This is a genomic window from Streptomyces sp. NPDC127098 (assembly GCF_042722465.1).
Classification (GTDB): Bacteria; Actinomycetota; Actinomycetes; order Streptomycetales; family Streptomycetaceae; genus Streptomyces; species Streptomyces millisiae.
The window spans coordinates 1-18,979 of the sequence record NZ_JBHXFJ010000025.1 but is presented as its reverse complement, the minus strand read 5'-3'; the positions used below and the strand labels follow the sequence as shown (position 1 = coordinate 18,979).

Below are 18,979 nucleotides of genomic sequence, written 5' to 3'. Positions count from 1 at the left end.
CGTCACACCCATGTCCTAGGGCGGAAGCGGTTGGCCGCCTCCACCAGTTCAATGCGTTCACTTCGGGTCGGCGCCAGCCGGGCCAACCGCCGGTACGAGCGTTCGAGGCCCAGCCGGACCCCGGTCTCGTTCAGCGACTCGCCGAGTAGCTGACGCCCCTGGTCTGTTTGCTCTGGGAAAGGTCCGGGGCAGGAGATTACCCAGTCGAGCGCGGAACCCAGCACCTCACAGGACAGTTGTTCGGCCAGCCACGGTTCCAGTCCCGCGCCACGCAGCGCGGCGAGCTGCGCGCCCGCGGCCAGCAGGTCGGGCAGCAGGTCGGGGGTGGCCGCCCGCTGCCGCAGCCGGGCCCGCACGGCCGCCACCCGGGCCGCCGTGTAGTGCGCCGAGGTCTCCGGCACCGACTCGAGCGCGGCCACGGCCCCGCGCCGGTCGCCGGCCGCGAGACGCACCCTGGCCAGGCCGAAGCCGGCGCTGACGTGGCTGGGATCGGTGCTCCACACCAACTCGTAGTAGTCGGCGGCGTTGTCCAGCTGGCCGAGCACCTCGGCGCACACCGCGAGCGCCAGCTTCGGCGCCAACTCGCCGGGGAACGCGTCGTAGATCGCGTCGAAGGCGAGCGCGGCCGTCTCCCAGTCCCTGGTGACCAGCGCGGTCAGACCCCGGTACCAGACCACCCGCCAGTCGCTGCCGCGGCGCTCCGCGAGCCCGGCCGCCGAGGCTCGCGCGATGGCGAGCGACCTGCCGTCCCCGACCTCGAGGTAGGCCCGCAACTCGCGGATCCTGACCTCGATGGAGTCGGTGGGCGCGGAGCGGAGCGCCACCAGCAGATCGGCGGGCGAGGTGGCCATCAACCCGGCGAGGAACCCGGCGTTGGCATCCCCGGGATCGACCCGCGGCACTGGCAACGCCAGCGCGACGGCGCGCAGGTCGAGCCGGACGGTCCTGGGCGGGTCGCCTCCGGCGGGCCCGGCCATGGCCGGGCCTTCGGCGGGTTCGCCTGCGCGTTCGCCTGCGGCGGGCCAGGCCGGTGGCTCGGGCGGGACGTCAGGATCCCGCAACCCACGCCGCGCGGCGGCGGCCTCGGCCTCCGACCACCCCCGACTGCCGGTTGCCTGTGGCACCCGGGCCGCCCGGACCTCGGGCCCGCCCGGTCCGTGCGGGTCGCCTGCGGCGTGCTGAGGCGGCGTCCAGGCTCGGGCGCCGGGTCGGCCTGCCTCGCCCGCCGACCACGGCCGGCTCTCGTCGGTCGGCTGCGCCGCCGGCGCGTGGGGGGTGGGCGGTGTGGCGGGATCGGGCCCCGGTCCGTGTGGGCCCTCCCCGGGCTCCGGCCAGCCCGGCCGCGTATCCGGCCCGAAGACTCCGTGTGGAGCGCCGGTGCCGGCCTCGGCGGGTTCGCCCGCCGGCCACGGCCGGCTGTCGCCGGTGGCCTGTGGCGGCAGGGACGGTGGCGTGAGTGGGGCGGACTCGGGTCCTGGCCCGTGTGGGCCGCCCGCGGTGGTGTGTTGGGCCGGCGTCCAGGCTCGGGCGTCCGGCGCGGGGCCGCCGTGTGGGGCGCCGGTGCCGGTCTCGACGGGTTCGCCCGCCGGCCACGGCTGGCTGCCGCCGTCGGCCGGCCGGGGCCGGCCCCCGCCGGCCGGCCCCGCCTGCGGCGCAGCCGCAGCCGCACCGGCGCCCTGCGCCGGCTCGGCCGCCCCGCGCAGCGGTTCCGCGCCGCGCAGCGGCTTCCGCAGGCGGTGCCGTAGTCCCACGCCGCGCCGCCGTCCCGCGCCGAGTTGGGAGACCTCGCCCTCGGCGCGGGGGACCAACTCCGTGTCGACGACGCCGAGTTCGCGGCCGAAGAGCTGGGAGAGCGCGGGGCGCGGCTGGCCGGTGTTGACGGCGACGATCTCGCGCAGCACGCCCGTCAGCTGCTCGGCCATCTCCTGCGCCGAGCCGAACCTGCGCCACGGGTCGGGGTCCGTGGCCCGGACCAGGAAGCGGTAGAAGGACTCGTACTGCTGGAAGACCTCGATGTTCTCCGGGTCCGGCAGGCTGTCCGCGTAGAACGTCGTGTAGCCCTGGAAGTCGAACGTCAGCACGGCGAGCGTGCGGGCCACCGTGTAGAGGTCGGAGGCCACGGAGGGCCCGATCTCGGCGACCTCGGGCGCCTGGTAGCCGACCGTTCCGTAGATCGCGCTCTCCTGGTCGTCCATCCGCCGGACCGCGCCCATGTCTATGAGCTTGAGCTGGTCGTCCTGCTGGATCGCGTTGTCGACCTTGAAGTCGCAGTAGAGCAGGTTGCGGCTGTGCAGGTAGCCGAGCGCGTCCAGCGCCTCGATGCCGTACGCGCAGGCCACCTCGACCGGCAGCGGGTCGCGGTGGCCGTCGGGGGCGCGGCGCTCGTTGGCGATCTCCTTGAGCGACTTGCCGCCGACGTACTCCATGACGATGTAGCCGTCCATGCTGCCGGTGCGGCGGTCCAGGTGCTCCACGAAGTTGTAGATCCGCACGATGCTGGAGTGCTCGATCTCCGCGAGGAAGCGGCGCTCGGAGATCGCGGCGGCCATCGCGTCCTCGTCACCCGTGTCGAGCAGGCCCTTGAGCACCACCCACCGGTCGGAGACGGCCCGGTCGATGGCGAGGTAGATCCAGCCGAGGCCGCCGTGCGCCAGGCAGCCGGCGATCTCGTACTGGTCCCGCACCACGTCGCCCGGCTGGAGCTTCGGCACGAACGAGTACGGGTGGCCGCACCTGGTGCAGAAGCCCTCGGTGCGTCCCGGCCGGCCGGCACGGGCGCGCCCCACCGGCGCGCCGCAGTCGCTGTTGCCGCAGAACCGCTTGCGTTCCGGCACCTCCGGGTCCTCGAGCACCGCGGACAGCGGGTCGGGGCGCGGCACGCCCGGCATCGTCACCAGACCCGCGCCGAGCCGCGAGCGCGCCGAGCCGCTGGCGCTCGACCGGGAGCTGCGCACCGAGACCGAGTCGACGGCGAGGCCGCCGCTCAGCGAGCGGGAGAGCCGCCCGGAGACCGAGCGGCGCGAGGACTGCGAGCGCGAGGGGCGGGACGGGCGCGAGGACGAGGGGTCGTCCTCCAGGGCACCGGCCGCGCCGGGCCGCAGCGCGCCGGAGAGGCCGGTCGCGTTCTCGCCGAGCATGCCGAGCGGCGAGACCACGGGCGCCAGGCCGCAGTCGCCGCAGTACAGCTCGCCGCCGCCGACGTCCTCGTAACTGCCCTGGCAGCCAGGCCGCTGACAGGGCACCTCCAGGTCGTCGGACGGCAGCGGGTTCACGAGTCGCTCCTCGTCATCAGCACCTCGGCCGCCGCCTCCTGGTAGCGGAGCACCGCGTGTTCCGCGGCGCGCAGGTCGCAGGGCGCGGTCCACAGCAGCCGGCGGGCCGCGTCGTACCGCTCCACGAGCAGCGGCTCCTCGGCCTTGCCGCCCCGGGCGGCCCGCGCCCGGCAGGCGTCGAGCAGGCCGCGCAGCTGGGCCCGCACCGCCAGCGGCACGGTCACCGCGGACAGCGAGTCGCGCGCCCGCTCCAACTCCTCCTCGGCGCGCACCTCGAGGCGTTCCAGCAGGGGCGAGAGCCGGTGCCACTGGGCGCGGCGCCGGTAGTCGGCGGCGGTGGCCAGCTCCTCGTGCAACAGGCTCGGCGGGCCGCTGACCGCGGGCACCTCGGAGGCCGCGATCTTGGCCAGCACCTCGCCGCGCGCGGTGCGCGCCTCGGCCAGGGTGCGGTCGGCCCTGGCCAGCACGTCGCGCAGCCGGATCAGCCGCTCCTCGGCGTCCTTGCGGACCCCGATGACGGCGTCGACCTCGCGCCTGATGTCGTCGAGGGCGCGGGCGGCGCGGTCGTAGCGCGCGGTGTCGGGGCGCCCGCCGCCGGGGGCGCTGCTGCCGCCGTCGGGGATCCAGAAGGCCAGCGGGTCCGCGATCACCTCGGCCCGCAGCGTCGTCAACTCGTCGGTGACCTCGCGCAGTTCGTCGCCGGCCGGGTGCTCGCCGGGGCGGACGCCGACCGAGTGGGCCAGCGCGGAGAGCCGGCGCAGCTCGGCGGAGAGCAGGTCTATCCGGGCGGGCAGCGCCGACCAGACCGCGTCGGCGGCGACCACGACGTCGAGCACACTGGCGTAGCCGGCGTTCATCCTGGCGAGCAGCTCGGGCCAGCCGACCGACTCGGCAGGACCGCCCTCGGGCTCGCCGGTGAGCTCCAGGTGCGCGCCGTCGAGCAGCGCCGTCAGCCGCCGCAGCTCGTCCTCGCCCGGGTAGCGGCTGCGCGCCCGCAACTGCCTGGCGTTGTGCAGCGCCCTGGTGAGGACGTCGAAGTGCGACCACAGCAGCGGGACGAGGCGCTCGGCGCGCTCCCACCGCTCCCGGGTGACGCCGGAGAGCTCGGCGCCCTCGAGCAGCCGGCAGCCGGCGTGGTCCTGGAGGGCGAGCAGGGAGGACTCGATCGCCTCGTGCTCGGCGCCGAGCCGGGCCAGCGCGCGGTCCACCTCTTCCCGGCTCAACACCTTCCCGGTGGATTCCGGGGCCATCGTTCTCTCCCCTCTCCTCTCGTCACGCGTCACTCGTCACTCGTCCGTCCTGCTCCCGTATCTCTTCCCGTCGGCCGGGGCGCCGTCACTCACTCGCGGTAGAGCGGTTCCGGCGGCGCCGGGGGCGGGTCGCGCCGCGGGTCGTAGAGGTAGTCGGCCAGCCACTGGTTGTACGAGGTGAGCCAGCCACCGGCGCGGTAGTCCTCCAGGACCGCGTTGACCCAGCGCACCAGGTCGGTGTTGGCCAGGTTCATCGCGACGCCGTAGGACTCGCGGGTCAGCGGCTCGCCGACCATGTGCATCGACGGGTCCTGCGCGACGTGTCCCGCGGCCAGCGCGCTGTCCGTCATCAGCGCGTCGGCCAGGCCGAGTTGGATGCGGACCAGGCAGTCGAGGTGGTTGGGCACCCGGATCACCTCGGCCCCGTGGTCCTGGCGTTCGAGCAGCCGCTCCGCGGTGGAGCCGTCGGCGCGGCACAGCCGGGCGCCGGCGAGCGACTCGTCGAAGCCGGTGATCTCCGAGCCGTTGGGGACGAGGAGCTGCTGGCCGGTCTCGAAGTAGGCGGTGGAGAACGCCACCCGCTCGCGCCGCTCGCAGGTGATGGACATGGTGCGCACCACCATGTCGACCTGCCCGGTGCGCAACGCCTCGATCCGCTGGTCGGTGGGGATGGCGAGGTAGGTGATGTCGGGGGAGGGGTCGGCCAGCAGGTCGACGGCGATCGCCTGCACGAGGTCGATGTCGAAGCCGACGATCTCGGTGTTGTCCGGTTGGCGGTAGCCCCACAGGTAGCTGTTGAGGTCGATGCCGACGCGCAGCTGGCCGCGCTCCCTGATGGCGTTCACCGCGTCGCCCCTGACGCGGGCGGCCGGGAGGCTCTCGGCGGCGTCGCGGTTGTCGGCGCAGCGCTCCGGCTCGGCCAGCGGTCCGATGCCGCTGTCGCTGCCGCTGGCGGGGCCGTTCGCGGTCCGCGCCGCGGGCGCGGCCCCGGCGGGGCCGGCGTCCGGCGGCGGCGCCCCGCAGGCCACGGCGAGCAGCAGCGCGGCGAAGACGCCGCAGAGCGAGGCCCTGCGGTGGGCGGCCGCCGTCCCCTGGTTCGTTCCCGGCCTCATCGGCACCCCCCTGGCGAGCGAACGCGGGCCGACTTCGGCGCCCGCGCGGCCTGCGGCCGGACGTCGGTACCGGCCGTGGTCGCCGCGCTGGCCGGATGAGCCGGTCGAGTCGTGTGTCCGGCCACGGTGCGCCGCGCGTCGTCCGTCGCCGCGGCGCGCCTGCGCCGCTTCGCGGCGGTCGCCCGCTCGCTGTTCCCGCGCGTCATCGTCGGCACTCCTTTCGCGCCGGGGCGCCGGCCGTCCTCGGCGAGCGCGCGGCCGAGGGCCGGCCGCCGAGTGCCGTCAGCGGGATCACGGGCGCCACACCCGGGCCGGGGCGATGCCCCGTCGTCCGGCCGCACACGGGACCGGTTCCGTCCGTCCGCCAGGTCGTCCCCACCCCCGATGCCCCTTCGGGGCCGGCCGCCAGGCCGTCCGGCGCTCACCGGTACTCCGAGAGCCGGCGGCCGATGCCGAGCGCGGTGCCGGCGACGCCCAGCACCGTGAGCACCAGCGCGCCGGCCGCCAGGCCGTCCAGCCGGTCCCGGCCGCGGCCGCCCGCCGCCCCGAACTGTTCCTGCTCGTGCGCCACGGCGTCGGCCAGCGAGTCGTTGACCCGGTCGAACATCTCGCCGGTCGAGGCGCGCCCGCCGATCACCCGGTGGACGGCGCCGTCGTAGTCCCCGGCGAGCTCCAACTCCCTGGCGTCGGCGTGCCGCGCCGACCACTCGCGGCTCGCCTCGATGGCCCGCTCGACCGGCGCCTCGCCGGCCGGATCGCCGGCCGCCCGCTCCGCCGCGTCGGCGAGCAGGCCGCCAGGCCGGTCCGGGTCGCGACCCAGCAGGGCCTCGAGCCGGGCCTGGAAGCTCTCCTCCGACGCGTCGTCGGCGCCCCGCGCGACCAGCGTGATGTTCTCGTCGCCCCTGGCGCGCAGCGCCTCGGTCCACGCGCCGTTGAGCGAGCTGAGCGAACGCGCCGCGCCCCGGTCCGCCTCGTGGAGCGCGTCGCGCGCCAGGGCGTGCGCGCCGGTCAGCCACAGCAGGAGCACGGTCGCGGCGGCCGAGGCCGCGATGAGACCGGGGCTCAACAGGCGGTTGGTGCGCAGGTAGTGGCGTCGCTGGGCCCAGGCGAGCACCACTAGGGCCGCGCCGCCGGCGCCGAGCGCGAGCCAGGGCCAGGCCCGTGCCTCGGCGATGTCGTGCTGGAACCGGTCGGTCTCCAGCACGTACAGGTCGGCGGCGGCCACCAGGAGGGTTTGCTGCATCTGTTCGTCGGCGTACCGCAGGTACGCGCCGCCCAGCGGCAACCCCTGACGGTTGTTGGCGCGGGCGGTCTCCACGAGCCCCGTGTAGACCGGCAGCCGCTCGTTGAGCAGCGTGATGTACTCCTGCGCCTCGTCGGACTCGGAGGTGTCGGCCGCCGCGTCGGCCAGCCGGCCGGCCGCGTTGGCGATGTCCTCCTCGTACCGCTGCCGCACCGCGGGGTCCTCGTCGGCGCCGGCCAGGAAGCCCGTGGCGGCGGCCGTGTTGGCGTCCGCGAGCAGCCGGTAGATCTCGGCCGCGCCCGCGCTCAGCGGCTGGCTGCTCTCCAACACCGTGTCGGTGGCCCGGTAGCGGTCGGCGACCTGCCAGAACGTCGCCGCGCCGAACAGCAGCAGCAGGCCGGCGAGGACCACACCGATGATCCGCAGCCGGCCGGGCTCCGTCCTGGCCGCCGCGCGCAGCCGGGCCGCGCCCTCCGCCCACGACCTGCGCCGCGGCGGCTCGGCCGGCGGCACGGGCGCGGGGGGCGCCGGCGGCGCCGACGAGGCCCGGGGCGCGGGCGGCGCCGGCGGAGCGATCGGCGGGTGAGTCACGTGTACGGGCCCTCCCCCTCACGATTCGGCACGGGCCACACGGCGAGAAGTATGCCGCTCGCCTCGGCCAACCAGACAGCCCCTGCCAGGATCTTGTTTCGTGATCGCGATCTTCGCCGGGCGCCCCGGTTCTCCAGTGCTCACGCGTCCGGCGGTCGCGCGGTTCCCGGGTGAGCGGCCGAACCCCTGGCGGGCGGGCCGGAGTTGCTGATCGCCGGCGCGCGGTCACCGGCCGGGGACGGGGCGCGGGCGCGGCGGTGGCCGGCGGCCGACGCGCCGTCCGTCGCAGAGCCGTTCGACGTCCGGCGGTGAACACCAGTCAGGACCGGTCGCCCGGCCGGTCGGGCCGGGCGACCGGCGCTCGGCCGGGCGGGGGCGTCGGTCAGCCGAGGCGCATGCCCAGGTGGTGGGTGGGGTCGATCTGGCGGAGCGGGACGAAGCCGAGGCGGTCGTAGAAGGCACGAGCGCGGGTGTTGGCCGGGTTCATGCCGAGGTGGACGCCGGGGACGCCGCGCTCCCGGAGCGCGTCGAGGAACGCGGTCATCAGGCGGCGGCCCAGGCCGCGGCCCTGCCCCGGCGGCAGCAGGTCGATGTGCAGGTGCGCCGGGTACTCGGCGGCGATCTCGGGGACCAGCATCAGCTCGGCGTGGTGCAGCAGGTGCCGCAGGTGCTCGTCCGCGTCGGCCGGCTCGCCGACGGGGGCAGGGAAGCGCTCGGCGACGGTCGGCAGCCAGCGCTCGCGGAACTCGGCGAAGAAGCGGGTGCTGTCCGCGGTGCCCACGATGTAGCCGAGCACCCGCTCGCCGTCGTCCGCCACGAACACCAGCTCGGGCTCCAGCTCGGCGTACGGCTCGGCGAAGATGGCCGGCAGGATCGCCGGCTCCTTGAAGTGGTCACTGGCGTCCCCGCCGAGGTGCCCGGTGCGTATGCAGATCTCGTGCAGCGCCGCGAGGTCGGTCGGCCGGTAGCCGCGGATCGTGACGGGTGAGTCGGCGGGTGGACTGGCGGGTGAGTTGGTCATGCGGACATGATCCTCCGGCGCCGGGCGCGGGGGGCCTCCTTGTTCCCGGCCTCGTTCTTCCCTGGCTCGTTCTTCCCGGCCGCCGCGTCGGCCGGGCGCGCCCGGCCCGGGATCGCGAGCACCACGAGCGCGGCCAGCAGCGAGGCACCCGCGCCGATGGCGAAGGTGGCGCGGAAGCCGGCCTCGGACGGCAGCGTCACCGGGCCCGCCGGGGTGGCCAGTTCGGTGGTCAGGTGGGCGAGCACCATGCCGATGACCGCGCTGGAGGTGGAGGTGCCGATGGATCGCATCAGGGTGTTGAGGCCGTTGGCCACGGCCGTCTCGGACGGCGGCACCGCGCCCATGATCAGGGCCGGCATCGCGGCGTAGGCGAGGGCGACGCCCGCGCTGATGACGGAGCTGAAGACCAGCACGCCGAGGGACGAGCCGGCGAGGCCGAACGCGGTCAGGTAGCCGACGGCCAGCACCAGGGTGCCGGCGAGCAGCGAGACCTTGGGGCCGCGGGCGGCGGAGATCCGGGCGGAGAGCGGCGAGACGACCATCATCACCAGGCCGGTCGGGGCGAGCCACAGGCCGGCCGTCACCATGGTCTCGCCGAGCCCGAAGCCGGTCGCCTCGGGCAGCTGGAGCAGTTGGACCGGCACCAGCATCCCGCCGTACATGGCGAGGCCGACCATGACGGTGGCCAGGTTGGTGACCAGCACCTGCCGGCGGGCGGTGGCGCGCAGGTCGACCAGCGGGGCGGACGACCGCAGCTCCCAGGCGCCCCAGGCGAGGAGCAGCACGCCGGCCGCGGCGAACAGGCCGAGCGTCGTCGCGCTGCCCCAACCCCAGTCGCCGCCCTTGGAGACGGGCAGCAGCAGCGCCACCAGGCCGGCCGAGAGGCCGAGGGCGCCGACGACGTCGAACCGGCCGCCCACCCGGGACGGCGACTCCGGCACCAGCACCGCCACCAGCACGGCGACCAGCGCGCCGAGCGCCGCGGAACCCCAGAACAGCGCGTGCCAGTCGGCGTGTTGGGCGACCGCGGCGGCGGCCGGCAGACCGAGCGCGCCGCCGATCCCGAGCGAGGCGCTCATCAGCGCGATGGACGAGCCGAGCCGCTCGGCCGGCAGCACGTCCCGCATGACGCTGATGCCGAGCGGGATGATGCCCATGCTGGCGCCCTGGAGCGCCCGGCCGGCGACCATCGGGGCGAGCGTGTCGGAGAGCGCGCTGACCACCGAGCCGACGACCAGCAGGCCGATGCTGACCAGCAGCATCCGCCGCTTGCCGTAGAGGTCGCCGAGGCGGCCGACGACGGGCGTCGCGACGGCGGCCGCCAGCAGCGTCGCGGTGATGGCCCACGAGGCGTTGGCGGCCGAGGTGTCGAGCAGCAGGGGCAGTTCGGGTATGAGGGGCACGATGAGCGCCTGCATCAGCGAGGCGGTGATTCCGGCGCCCGACAGCACGCCGACGACGATGCCGGCGCGCGGCGCGGGCGAGGGGCTGCTCATGTGGTCTCCGCTCCGGGGCACGAGCCGCGCGCGGCGCGGCTATGTGCATGATGCACACCGTATGTAGAGTACACATGAAGGAGACCGCGCCAACCCGGTTTCACGAGTCGCGAGGGAGTGTCGGAAGTGCGGGCAGAGCGCGAGAGGCGCGCGGAGATCGAGGAGATCGAGCGCGAGCTGATGCTGTTGCGCCGGCACGCCACCATGGGGAGTTTCCGGAAGTTCTACTCCGGCGACCGCCTGGAGCGCAGCGCGTACGTCGTGCTGAGCCGGATCGAGGCGGAGGGCCCGATGTCCATCGGCGAGCTCGCCGACGCCTTCTGCCTCGACACCTCGACCCTCAACCGGCAGACCGCCGCCATGCTGCGCTCCGGGCTCCTGGAGCGCATCCCCGACCCGGAGGGCGGCCTGGCCCGCAAGCTCCGCATCACCCCGGACGGCGAGCGCCGGCTGCGCGCCGACCGGCAGGGCCTCGTCGACTGCCTCGGCACCACCCTGGGGGACTGGACGCGGGAGGAGCTGGCCGCCTTCGCCGCCATGCTCACTCGCTACAACACGGCCGTCGAGCGCACCGAGGGCCGCCCCTGGCCACGCCACGACGGCAGCGGCACGGCCGAGGCCTGAACCGCGGGCCGGCTCACTCCGCGGCGGCCGGCTCGGCCGGCGCCGCCACCGCGGGGCGCGGCCCGCCCTGGCCGACGAGCGGCAGCGGCTCGCGGTTCGCAAGACCCGCCTCGTCCAGGGCACGCTTCAACCGCCACCGCAGCTCGCGCTCCACCTCGGGACCACGCCCCGGCTGTGTCTTGGCGGCGACCTTCACCATGATCGACTCGGCGGAGACCGACTCCACGCCCAGGTACCGCACCGGCTCCAACAGCAGCTCGTGCCACGGCTCGACGCGGGACAGCTCGGCGCCCACCTCGGCCACCATCTTCTTCAACGCCTCGACATCGGTGTCCGCCGGCACCTCCACGTCCACCAGCGCCGTCGACCAGCCCTGGCTCAGGTTGCCCACCCGCTTGATCTCGCCGTTGCGCACGTACCAGACCTCGCCGGCGTCGCCGCGCAGCGTCGTCACCCGCAGGCCGATCTCCAGCACGGTGCCGGTGGCCTCGCCCACGTCGATCGTGTCGCCGACCCCGTACTGGTCCTCCAGCAGCATGAACATCCCGCTGATCACGTCCTGCACCAGGCTGCGCGCCCCGAAGCCGATGGCCACACCGGCGACACCGGCGCTCGCCATCAGCGGGCCGAGCTGCACCCCGATCTCGGACAGCACCATCAGCCCCGCCGTGCCCAGGATCAGCACCGAGGCCGCGCTGCGCAGCACCGAGCCGATGGCCTCGGAGCGCTGCCTGCGCCGCTCCGAGTTGAGCAGCAGCCCGCTCCGCGTCAGCCGCCGGTTCTCCGGGTCCTCGCGGTTGAGCCGCGAGATCAGCCGGGTGATGGCACGCCGCACGACCCACCGCACGGTCAGCGCGATCGCGACGATCAGCAGGATCCGCAGTCCGGCCGTCAGCCAGGTCTCCCAGTTAGCGCTCATGTCTCGCTCATCGGTCCTCTCGGTTCACCGATCCACGGTAAACAAGGTGGGGACGGCTCGGGAGCACGCGATGACGGTTCTGTGGCGCACGCCATGCCGTTCGCGGTTTGTCCCGATGTCCGTCGCGCCTCTCCCGCCGCGTGGTCACACGGTGTCAGTGCCCCTGGTTAGCCTGACGGAATGCAGCACAGCGAGGAAGTCCGGGAGGGCGCGGCGCTGCGCCCGACCCGCAGGTTCGGGCCACGCTCCGCCGCGGCGCGCCGGGCCATCCTGGATGCCGCCAGGGCCCGCTTCGCGGCGGACGGCTACGAGAAGGCCACCATCCGCGCCATAGCCGCCGAGGCCGGCGTCGACCCGGCCATGGTCATGCGGTACTACGGCAGCAAGGCCGGCCTGTTCTCCGCCACCGTCGGGGCCGGCGAGCAACCGGCCGACCTCTCCCGGGTGCCGCGCGAGGAGATGGGCCGGCACGTCGCCCGCCTGCTGCTCGACCCCTGGGAGGGGGGCACCAACAGCGCCGAGGCCGCCGTGCTGCGCGCCGCCCCCACCCACCCGGAGGCCGCCAGGACCATCCAGGCCACCGTCGCGGGGCGGCTCGTCCCCGCCCTGCGCGGCGCCTTCCCCGACGATCCGGACGTGGAGACGCGGGCCGGCCTCGTGCTCACCCAGAGCGTGGGCGCCGCGCTGCTGCGCTACGTGCTGCGCGTCGAGCCGGTCGTGTCCATGGACTACGAGACGCTCGTCGCCTCCGTGGGGGCCGCCATCCAGCACCATCTCACCGCCCCGCTGCCCGCACCCGGCGGGGCTGCGGAAGGGGCGGGCGGGGCGCACGTGGCGAACGACACAATCAGCTCATTTCCCGATCGTGGTGGCGCTACCGGCCGTGCCCAGGACACACTGAGGTAGATCGTCCCGGCGCGAGCCACGTGCCGCCGACGGAAACGGAGGGCGTCCGTGCCACACGTCTTGGTCCTCAACGCGTCGTACGAACCACTCGGCGTCGTATCAGTCCGCCGCGCACTCATCCTGCTCATCAACGACAAGGCCGTCAGCCTGGAGTCCACAGGCGCCCTCATGCGCAGCGCCACCCACGCCATCCCCGCGCCCAGCGTGGTGCGGCTCAAACGCTTCGTCCGCGTCCCCTACCGCAGCGCCGTCCCGCTCACCAGACGCGCCCTGTTCGCCCGCGACGGCGGGCGCTGCGCCTACTGCGGGGGCGTCGCCACCAGTGTCGACCACGTCATCCCGCGCAGCAGGGGCGGCCAGCACGCCTGGGACAACGTGGTGGCCGCCTGCCGCAGCTGCAACCACATCAAGGCCGACCGCCAGGTCGCCGAGCTCGGCTGGCGCCTGCGCCATCAGCCGGGCCCGCCGTCCGGCCTGGCCTGGCGCATCATCGGAACCGGCCACCGCGACCCGCGGTGGCTGCCGTATCTCCGCCCCTACGGCGCCGACGACGCCCTCGCCAGAATCGAGGGCCGCGGCGTCGCTGGCCGCGACGGCCTTGGCCACGGCGTCGCGGGGCGTGCCGGCTGACGGCGTGGCCGGCCACGCCGGGCCGTGCCCAACGGGCTGGGCCACCGAGCGTCGTGCGGCTTGGCCGCCGCGCAGCGGCTCGGCGGCTTCGCCGCGTGCGCTGCCATCGGGCGGCGTCCCGGACCTTCCCGCCGCACGGCTCTGAGGGGAGCGAGCGTGACCGCTGACGCGGCGGGCCGCCGCAGGCGCCTGTGCGGCTCGGCCGCATGGGACACAGCAGCGCCTGGCACGGTCGTGGCGGGGAAGCCGCCGCGCAGCGATGCGTGGCCGGTGCGGCGGCCAGCCGCACGCGCCGCGGCCGTCGTGCCGCAAATTCGGTCGGTTCTCGCCGCCTCCGGCGGCAGAATTTCGGCCGCACCCAGCGTGAGCTGTGCCGCTTTCCTGTCGCGAGAACGGATGGGCTGGCGTTCACTGGGTAGGGCAAGCGGTGTCCACCCCAGGCCCCCGCCCTCGTGAACGGAGAACGTCGTGGCCCCAGCCGCCGCCCGGATGGAGATCGAGACCGACAAACAGTGGGACCGGGAACCCCCGGTCCTGATCCCGATGCCGGCCGAGGCCGCCGAGGCCCACGAGCTTCCCCTCACCAGCGAGCCGCCCCTCGGCCAGCTGATCCCCCTGACGGCCGAGCGGCCGTTCGCGCTCGACCCGCCGCTCACCGCCGAGCCCGCGCCCCCCACCGCGGAGCCGTGCGGCCCCTGATGGAGGGGCCGACGCGGCTCAGCCGGCTCGCCGCCGCGCACGGCGTCGCCACGGTCCACGAACCCGTGCCCGGCCGGCCGACCGAGGTCCCCCGGGAGACCGTGGCCGCCGTCCTCGTCGCCCTCGGCGTCGACCCCGAGGCCGACGAGATCCCCGGTGACCCCGACGACCTCGACCACGGCCCGCTGCTCCCACCCACGCTCGTGCTGCGCGACGGCGACCAGCCGCCGCCGCTGCCCCCGGGCACCACCCTGCGGCTGCACACCGAGGACGGCGTCGCCGTGCCGCTCCCCACCGGCCCCGCCCCACTGCCCCTCGGGTACCACACGCTGCACGCCACCGCCCCCGACGGCCGCACCGCCGAGGCCACGCTGATCGTCGTCCCGCCCCGGCTGCCGGCGCCGCCCGGCCGCGCCTTCGGACTCCTGGTCCAGCTCTACTCGGTGCTCTCCGAGCGCTCCTGGGGCATGGGCGACCTCGTCGACCTCGGCGACCTCGCGAGCTGGGCGGGACACGCGCACGGCGCCGGCTTCGTCCAGGTCAACCCGCTGCACGCGGCCGTGCCCGGCGGCCCAGGACAGCCCACAGACCCGTCCCCCTACCGGCCCGCCACCCGCCGCTACCCCGACCCCGTCCACCTGCGGATCGAGGACATCCCCGAGTACGCCTACCTCGACGGCGACGCGCGGCACCACACCGACCGGCTGCTGGCCCGCGCCGCGGAGCTGCGCGCCGACGTCCTGCACCGGGGCGCCCACATCGACCGGGACGCCGTCTGGGACCTCAAGCGGCAGGCCCTGGAGACGCTGCGCGCCGCGGTTCCCCTCGGCCCCGGCCGGCGCGCCGCCTACTGCGCCTTCCTCGCGGCCGAGGGCGAGGCACTGGAGGACCACGCCACCTGGTGCGCGCTCGCCGAAGTGCACGGCCCCGACTGGCGCGGCTGGCCCGCCGGGCTGCGCGACCCGCGCTCCCCGGCGACCGCCAGGGCCCGCGCCGAGCACCTGGAGCGCATCGACTTCCACAGCTGGCTGGCCTGGCTCACCGACACCCAGCTGGCCCGCGCCCAGCGGGCGGCCCGCGCCGCCGGCATGCCCATCGGCCTCGTCCACGACCTGGCGCTCGGCGTGCACCCGCACGGCTCCGACGCCTGGGCGCAGGCGCCGATCCTCGCCGCCGGCGTCTCGGCCGGCGCCCCGCCCGACGCGTTCAACACCCGCGGCCAGGACTGGGGCCTGCCGCCCTGGCGCCCCGACCGGCTCGCGGAACACGGCTACGAGCCCTACCGCCAGCTGCTCGCCGGGGTGCTGCGACACGCGGGCGGGGTGCGGATCGACCACGTGATGAGCCAGTTCCGGCTCTGGTGGATCCCGGAGGGCGCCGACCCGGCCGACGGCACCTACGTCTCCTACGACGCGAACGCCATGCTCGGCGTGCTGGCCCTGGAGGCGCACCGGGCCGGCGCCGTGGTGATCGGCGAGGACCTCGGCACCGTGGCGCCCGGGGTGCGCGAGGAGCTGGCGGCGCGCGGCATCGCCGGCACCTCCGTGCTGTGGTTCGAACGCGACTGGTCGGCGCCCGGCGCCCCGCCGCTGCCGCCGGAGGCGTGGCGCGCCGACTGCCTCGCCACCCTCACCACCCACGACCTGCCGCCCACGGCGGCCCGGCTCGCCGCCGACCACGTGCGGCTGCGGGAGCTGCTCGACATCACCGACGACGCCGAGGGCGAACTGCGGGACGCGCACGCCGAGAACGCCGAGTGGCTGGCGTACTTCGACCGGCTCGGCCTGCTGCCGCCGGACGCCGGGGAACCGGAGGTGATCGCCGCCGCCTACCGCTTCCTGGCCCGCACCCCGGCCCGGATGGTCGGCGTCTGGCTCCCCGACGCGACGGGCGACCGCCGCCCGCAGAACGTGCCCGGCACCTGGCGCGAGTACCCCAACTGGCGCCTGCCGATCGCCGACGCGGACGGCCGCCCCACCACCCTGGAGGCGCTGGCCGCCTCGCCGCGCGTGGCGGCGCTGCTCGACGCTCTGGGCGCCGAGATGGCGGGCCCCTGAACGGCCGCCGGAACCCGTTGGCTACTGTGGCCTGTGTGGTCAACCTGAACATGAAGCGCAACGCGAAGCGAGCGGCAGCCGGCGCGGTCGGCGCGGGCCTGCTGACGATGCTGTCCTCCCCGGCCGCCTTCGCCCTCATCCGCGACGACGGCGACGACCCGGGCCCGGGCCTGAGCGTCTTCGAGACGCTGAGCCTCTTCGTCGCCGCGCCCATCGCGATCTTCGCCCTCATCACCGCGGCGGTCATCCTCACCGACCGCAAGCGCTGACGCCTGCCGGCTCCGCGGTTCGAAGGGACGCGCACGGGCCGGGCCGAGGGCCGGACACCCCGCCCCAGCCCCGCTGACCGGGGCGCTCCCGACGGGCTTCGCGGCGCTCGACCGGTCGCGCGCCACGTTCGCGCCGCGGGAGCCCCGCGCGGCCCGTCGACGTGGACCCGCCGATTCACCGGGGGCCCCTTCCACCGGAGGTCGCCGGCCCGCCATTGAGCGCGCTGCCGGTGTGGCCGTAGTGTGTGCCGGGTCAGCCGCCGTCACGTCTGACGGTGGTCCGTTGGGAGTCCGGCTCCCGGGTGGGTGGGCATGCTCGAAAGGCATGTCCCGTGCAGGGCTATGTTGCCGTCCTGAGGACCCCCGGCCTGCGTGTCCCCCTTCTGGCCACCGTGATCGGTGCGCTCCCCCTGGGCATGCTGGGTCTGAGCCTGTTGCTGTACGCCGAGGAGTTGACCGGTTCGCTCGCCGTCGGCGGTTTCGCGGCGGCCGCGTTCGGTCTGGGTAACGCCGCCGGCCTGAGCGCGCAGGGGCGGTTGATCGACCGTCACGGACAGTCGAGGGTCGTCTCGGCCGCGGGTGTGGCCTGCGCGGCCTGCGGCTTCTTCCTGGTCACCGTCGCGCCGGCCGTCGACTGGCCCGGTTTCGTCGTCGTGGCCGGCGCGGGCATGGGGATCAGCATCCCCGCGACGACCGGCAGTATGAGGGTGCTGCTCGCCGAGCTGGTCGCGGAAGGAACGGCCAGGACCGCTGGGTACGCGCTGCTGGCGGTGCTGTTCCAGCTGGCGGTGCTGACCGGTCCGTTGGCGACATCGCTGTTGCTGGCGGCGGCCGGGCCCGGTGCGGCCGTGCTGGTGGGTGGGCTCCTGGCCTGCGGCGCGGCGTTGCTCTTCGCCCGGTCCAGGGCGTCGCGGTCGTGGCGGCCCTCGCCGGACCGGGCCGGAAGCGCCGGTGTCCGTGGGGGCACCGGCCTCACCGTCCTGCTGTCGATCATGGCGGGCGCGGGCGTCTCGGCCGGTGTCGTCGCCGTCGCGGTGCCGGCCGCCGCTCTGTCCCTGGGCAGCCCGGGGGCCGGCGGGGTGCTCCTGGCCGCGTCCGCGGCCGGTGAGATCATCGCGGGGCTCGCCCTCGGGGCGATCTCATGGCGCTGGTCGCAGGCCCGGCTGCTGCTCGGGGCACTGGCGGGTTCGGCGGTGGCCGTCGGTCTGGTGGCGTGGGCCGCGCACAGTCTCGTGCTGTTGTTCCCCGCGCTGTTTCTCGTCGGCGTGTGTGGTGCCCCGGCGGCGATCGCCTCTTCGGCGCTCCTCGACACACTGGCTCCCCGGTCCGCGCTCACCAGGGCCTACACCCTGATGGTGAGTGTCTGGCTCCTGGGGTCGGCGGTGGGCAACTCGATGGGCGGGGTCGCGGCGGGGCACCTCGGACCTCGGCAGGCGCTGGCCCTCGGCGCCTGCTGGCTGGCCGCCCCGTTGGTCGCGGCGGCGCTGCTCCGCCGGGCGCTCGACGTCCGGAGGTGACCTCAGGTCCTGAGATAGGAGGCGCCGTTGAGGTCGAGGACCGTTCCTGACGACCAGGCGGCTTCCGGGGAGGCCAGGTAGAGCACCGCGGCCGCGACCTCCTCGGGCGTCCCGACCCGGCCGAACGGGCTTTGGCCGCGCAACGCCTCGCCGCCGCTGCCCGCCAGCTTCCGGGCCTGCCGTTCCGTCGCGACGAAGCCGGGCGCCACCGAGGTCACCGCGATGCCGTGCGGTGCCAGCGCGACAGCCATCGACTGACCGAACGCGTGCAGCGCGGCCTTGCTCGCGCCGTACGCGGGGAAGTCGGGCTCGCCGCGGAACGCGCCGCGTGAACCGATGTTGACGATGCCGCCCGCGCCGGCACGGTCGATGAGGTGCCGGGCGACGCAGTAGGTCACGTTCGCCGCGCCGAGCAGGTTGACGTCGACCATGCGCCGCCAGTTGCGTTGCCAGTCCTCGTAGGACACCTCGGCCACGTGGTGCCTGGTGTCGTCGGACGGTGCGGCGGCGGCGTTGTTGACCAGGACGTCGATCCCGCCGAGATCCCGAACGGCGCCGTCGACGACGTCCCGCGCCGCCTGCGGATCGCCGAGATCGCCCGCGAGCAGGGCGTGTCCTGAGCCGGGCAGTCGCCGCAGCGTCTCCTCCGCGTCGGCGCGGCCCGCGGCATAGTGCACTCCCACCCGGTCCCCGCGTTCGGCGAACGCCAGGGCCACGGCCCGGCCGATCCCGCGCGACGCCCCGGTGACGAGCACCCGCCTCATCGCGCGAAGACCCGCGGGATCGGCACCGCGTGCCCGTCGACCGGGACAGCCAGGTGGGCGGCGGGCCGTATGGGCATGTGAGGCCTCCTTCGGGCGCGGCTCATCGGCTTGACCTTACCGTCGGGGGCAAGGTCCAGCTTCTTCGAGGCGAGACGGATGCGGATCGGCGAGCTGGCCCGCCGGGCGGGCGCGACGACCAAGGCGGTGCGCTACGACGAGTCGCTTGACCTGGTGACACCCGAGCGGCTGGCCAACGGCTACCGGGACTATGCCGAACGCGACGTGCGGCTCGTGGCGGAGATCGCCTGCCGACCGACCTGTCCGAGGGGTGGGACGCGATCCCCGGGCGCGCGGCTGCACGCCCGAAGCCTGCGGATTCCGCGACCACCACCAGGCGCTGCTCGCCGGCGACGGGATGATCGAGCACGCCTTCTATCCGGTCTTCCCGCCCAACGCACACGCCGAACAGGTCCTGACCTGGCCGCGGGACAACCCCCGGTAGCACCGAGGGCGGGGGGGGGGGGGGGGCGGCCCCCCCCCCCCCCCCCGGCGCCCCCCCCCCCCGGGGGGGCGGCGGCCCGGGGGGGGGGGCGGGGGCGTGGGGGGGCC

The 18,979-nt window shown here is 75.3% G+C and carries 16 protein-coding genes and 1 pseudogene; 9 read left to right on the top strand and 8 right to left on the bottom strand.

What is annotated here, in order from left to right:
- Nucleotides 1-2 precede the first annotated feature (2 nt).
- From ACFWI8_RS17725 to ACFWI8_RS17700, 6 genes are all read right to left on the bottom strand, one after another.
- Nucleotides 3-3,248 carry a tetratricopeptide repeat protein gene (locus ACFWI8_RS17725; protein WP_387092153.1) on the bottom strand — a complete coding sequence of 1,082 codons (3,246 nt, stop codon included), beginning with the start codon at nucleotides 3,246-3,248 and terminating at the stop codon, nucleotides 3-5.
- Nucleotides 3,249-3,268: 20 nt separating this feature from the next.
- The gene (locus tag ACFWI8_RS17720) at nucleotides 3,269-4,522 is read right to left on the bottom strand and encodes a hypothetical protein (protein ID WP_387091963.1); all 1,254 of its coding nucleotides are present in this window, start codon (nucleotides 4,520-4,522) and stop codon (nucleotides 3,269-3,271) included.
- 89 nt (nucleotides 4,523-4,611) lie between these two features.
- Nucleotides 4,612-5,634, bottom strand: coding sequence for a glutamate ABC transporter substrate-binding protein (locus ACFWI8_RS17715; protein WP_387091961.1), 1,023 nt, complete (start codon nucleotides 5,632-5,634; stop codon nucleotides 4,612-4,614).
- Nucleotides 5,635-6,055: 421 nt separating this feature from the next.
- Nucleotides 6,056-7,468 (bottom strand): hypothetical protein, encoded by a 1,413-nt coding sequence (locus ACFWI8_RS17710; protein ID WP_387091958.1) that lies wholly within the window; start codon nucleotides 7,466-7,468, stop codon nucleotides 6,056-6,058.
- Between the two features lie 382 nt (nucleotides 7,469-7,850).
- Nucleotides 7,851-8,489, bottom strand: a complete 639-nt coding sequence (locus ACFWI8_RS17705) for a GNAT family N-acetyltransferase (protein WP_387091955.1) — start codon at nucleotides 8,487-8,489, stop codon at nucleotides 7,851-7,853.
- Nucleotides 8,486-9,985 carry an MFS transporter gene (locus ACFWI8_RS17700; RefSeq protein WP_387091952.1) on the bottom strand — a complete coding sequence of 500 codons (1,500 nt, stop codon included), beginning with the start codon at nucleotides 9,983-9,985 and terminating at the stop codon, nucleotides 8,486-8,488. Before ACFWI8_RS17700 ends, ACFWI8_RS17705 begins: the two co-directional genes overlap by 4 nt.
- A 180-nt stretch (nucleotides 9,986-10,165) precedes the next feature.
- Here ACFWI8_RS17700 and ACFWI8_RS17695 point away from each other — a divergent pair, with 180 nt between their 5' ends.
- Nucleotides 10,166-10,609 (top strand): MarR family winged helix-turn-helix transcriptional regulator, encoded by a 444-nt coding sequence (locus ACFWI8_RS17695; RefSeq protein ID WP_387092150.1) that lies wholly within the window; start codon nucleotides 10,166-10,168, stop codon nucleotides 10,607-10,609.
- Nucleotides 10,610-10,622: 13 nt separating this feature from the next.
- Here the strand turns inward: ACFWI8_RS17695 and ACFWI8_RS17690 are convergent, their stop codons facing one another.
- Nucleotides 10,623-11,528: a mechanosensitive ion channel family protein gene (locus tag ACFWI8_RS17690; protein WP_387091949.1), complete on the bottom strand. Its 906-nt coding sequence runs from the start codon at nucleotides 11,526-11,528 to the stop codon at nucleotides 10,623-10,625.
- A 180-nt stretch (nucleotides 11,529-11,708) separates the two neighbouring features.
- Between ACFWI8_RS17690 and ACFWI8_RS17685 the strand changes: the two genes are divergently transcribed.
- The 6 genes from ACFWI8_RS17685 to ACFWI8_RS17660 all read left to right on the top strand — a co-directional run bounded on the left by ACFWI8_RS17685 (nucleotide 11,709) and on the right by ACFWI8_RS17660 (nucleotide 17,606).
- Nucleotides 11,709-12,434: a TetR family transcriptional regulator gene (locus ACFWI8_RS17685; RefSeq protein ID WP_387091945.1), complete on the top strand. Its 726-nt coding sequence runs from the start codon at nucleotides 11,709-11,711 to the stop codon at nucleotides 12,432-12,434.
- A gap of 48 nt (nucleotides 12,435-12,482) precedes the next feature.
- Nucleotides 12,483-13,064: an HNH endonuclease gene (locus ACFWI8_RS17680; protein ID WP_311600390.1), complete on the top strand. Its 582-nt coding sequence runs from the start codon at nucleotides 12,483-12,485 to the stop codon at nucleotides 13,062-13,064.
- Nucleotides 13,065-13,532: 468 nt separating this feature from the next.
- The gene (locus ACFWI8_RS17675) at nucleotides 13,533-13,763 is read left to right on the top strand and encodes a hypothetical protein (protein ID WP_311600491.1); all 231 of its coding nucleotides are present in this window, start codon (nucleotides 13,533-13,535) and stop codon (nucleotides 13,761-13,763) included.
- The gene (gene malQ / locus ACFWI8_RS17670) at nucleotides 13,763-15,820 is read left to right on the top strand and encodes a 4-alpha-glucanotransferase (RefSeq protein ID WP_387091942.1); all 2,058 of its coding nucleotides are present in this window, start codon (nucleotides 13,763-13,765) and stop codon (nucleotides 15,818-15,820) included. The genes ACFWI8_RS17675 and malQ overlap by 1 nt, the downstream gene beginning before the upstream one ends.
- Nucleotides 15,821-15,855: 35 nt before the next feature.
- Nucleotides 15,856-16,089: a hypothetical protein gene (locus ACFWI8_RS17665; RefSeq protein WP_387091939.1), complete on the top strand. Its 234-nt coding sequence runs from the start codon at nucleotides 15,856-15,858 to the stop codon at nucleotides 16,087-16,089.
- 332 nt (nucleotides 16,090-16,421) lie between these two features.
- Nucleotides 16,422-17,606 carry an MFS transporter gene (locus tag ACFWI8_RS17660; RefSeq protein WP_387091936.1) on the top strand — a complete coding sequence of 395 codons (1,185 nt, stop codon included), beginning with the start codon at nucleotides 16,422-16,424 and terminating at the stop codon, nucleotides 17,604-17,606.
- A gap of 2 nt (nucleotides 17,607-17,608) precedes the next feature.
- On the opposite strand, the gene ACFWI8_RS17655 is transcribed toward ACFWI8_RS17660, so the two are convergent.
- Nucleotides 17,609-18,370 carry an SDR family NAD(P)-dependent oxidoreductase gene (locus ACFWI8_RS17655; RefSeq protein WP_387091933.1) on the bottom strand — a complete coding sequence of 254 codons (762 nt, stop codon included), beginning with the start codon at nucleotides 18,368-18,370 and terminating at the stop codon, nucleotides 17,609-17,611.
- 156 nt (nucleotides 18,371-18,526) lie between these two features.
- Here ACFWI8_RS17655 and ACFWI8_RS17650 point away from each other — a divergent pair.
- Both ACFWI8_RS17650 and ACFWI8_RS17645 read left to right on the top strand, forming a co-directional pair.
- Nucleotides 18,527-18,613 (top strand): annotated as a pseudogene (locus tag ACFWI8_RS17650) (MerR family transcriptional regulator); the annotation flags it as partial.
- An 85-nt stretch (nucleotides 18,614-18,698) separates the two neighbouring features.
- On the top strand, nucleotides 18,699-18,872 hold the full coding sequence (locus ACFWI8_RS17645; protein ID WP_387092168.1) for a hypothetical protein: 174 nt from the start codon (nucleotides 18,699-18,701) through the stop codon (nucleotides 18,870-18,872).
- Nucleotides 18,873-18,979: the final 107 nt, after the last annotated feature.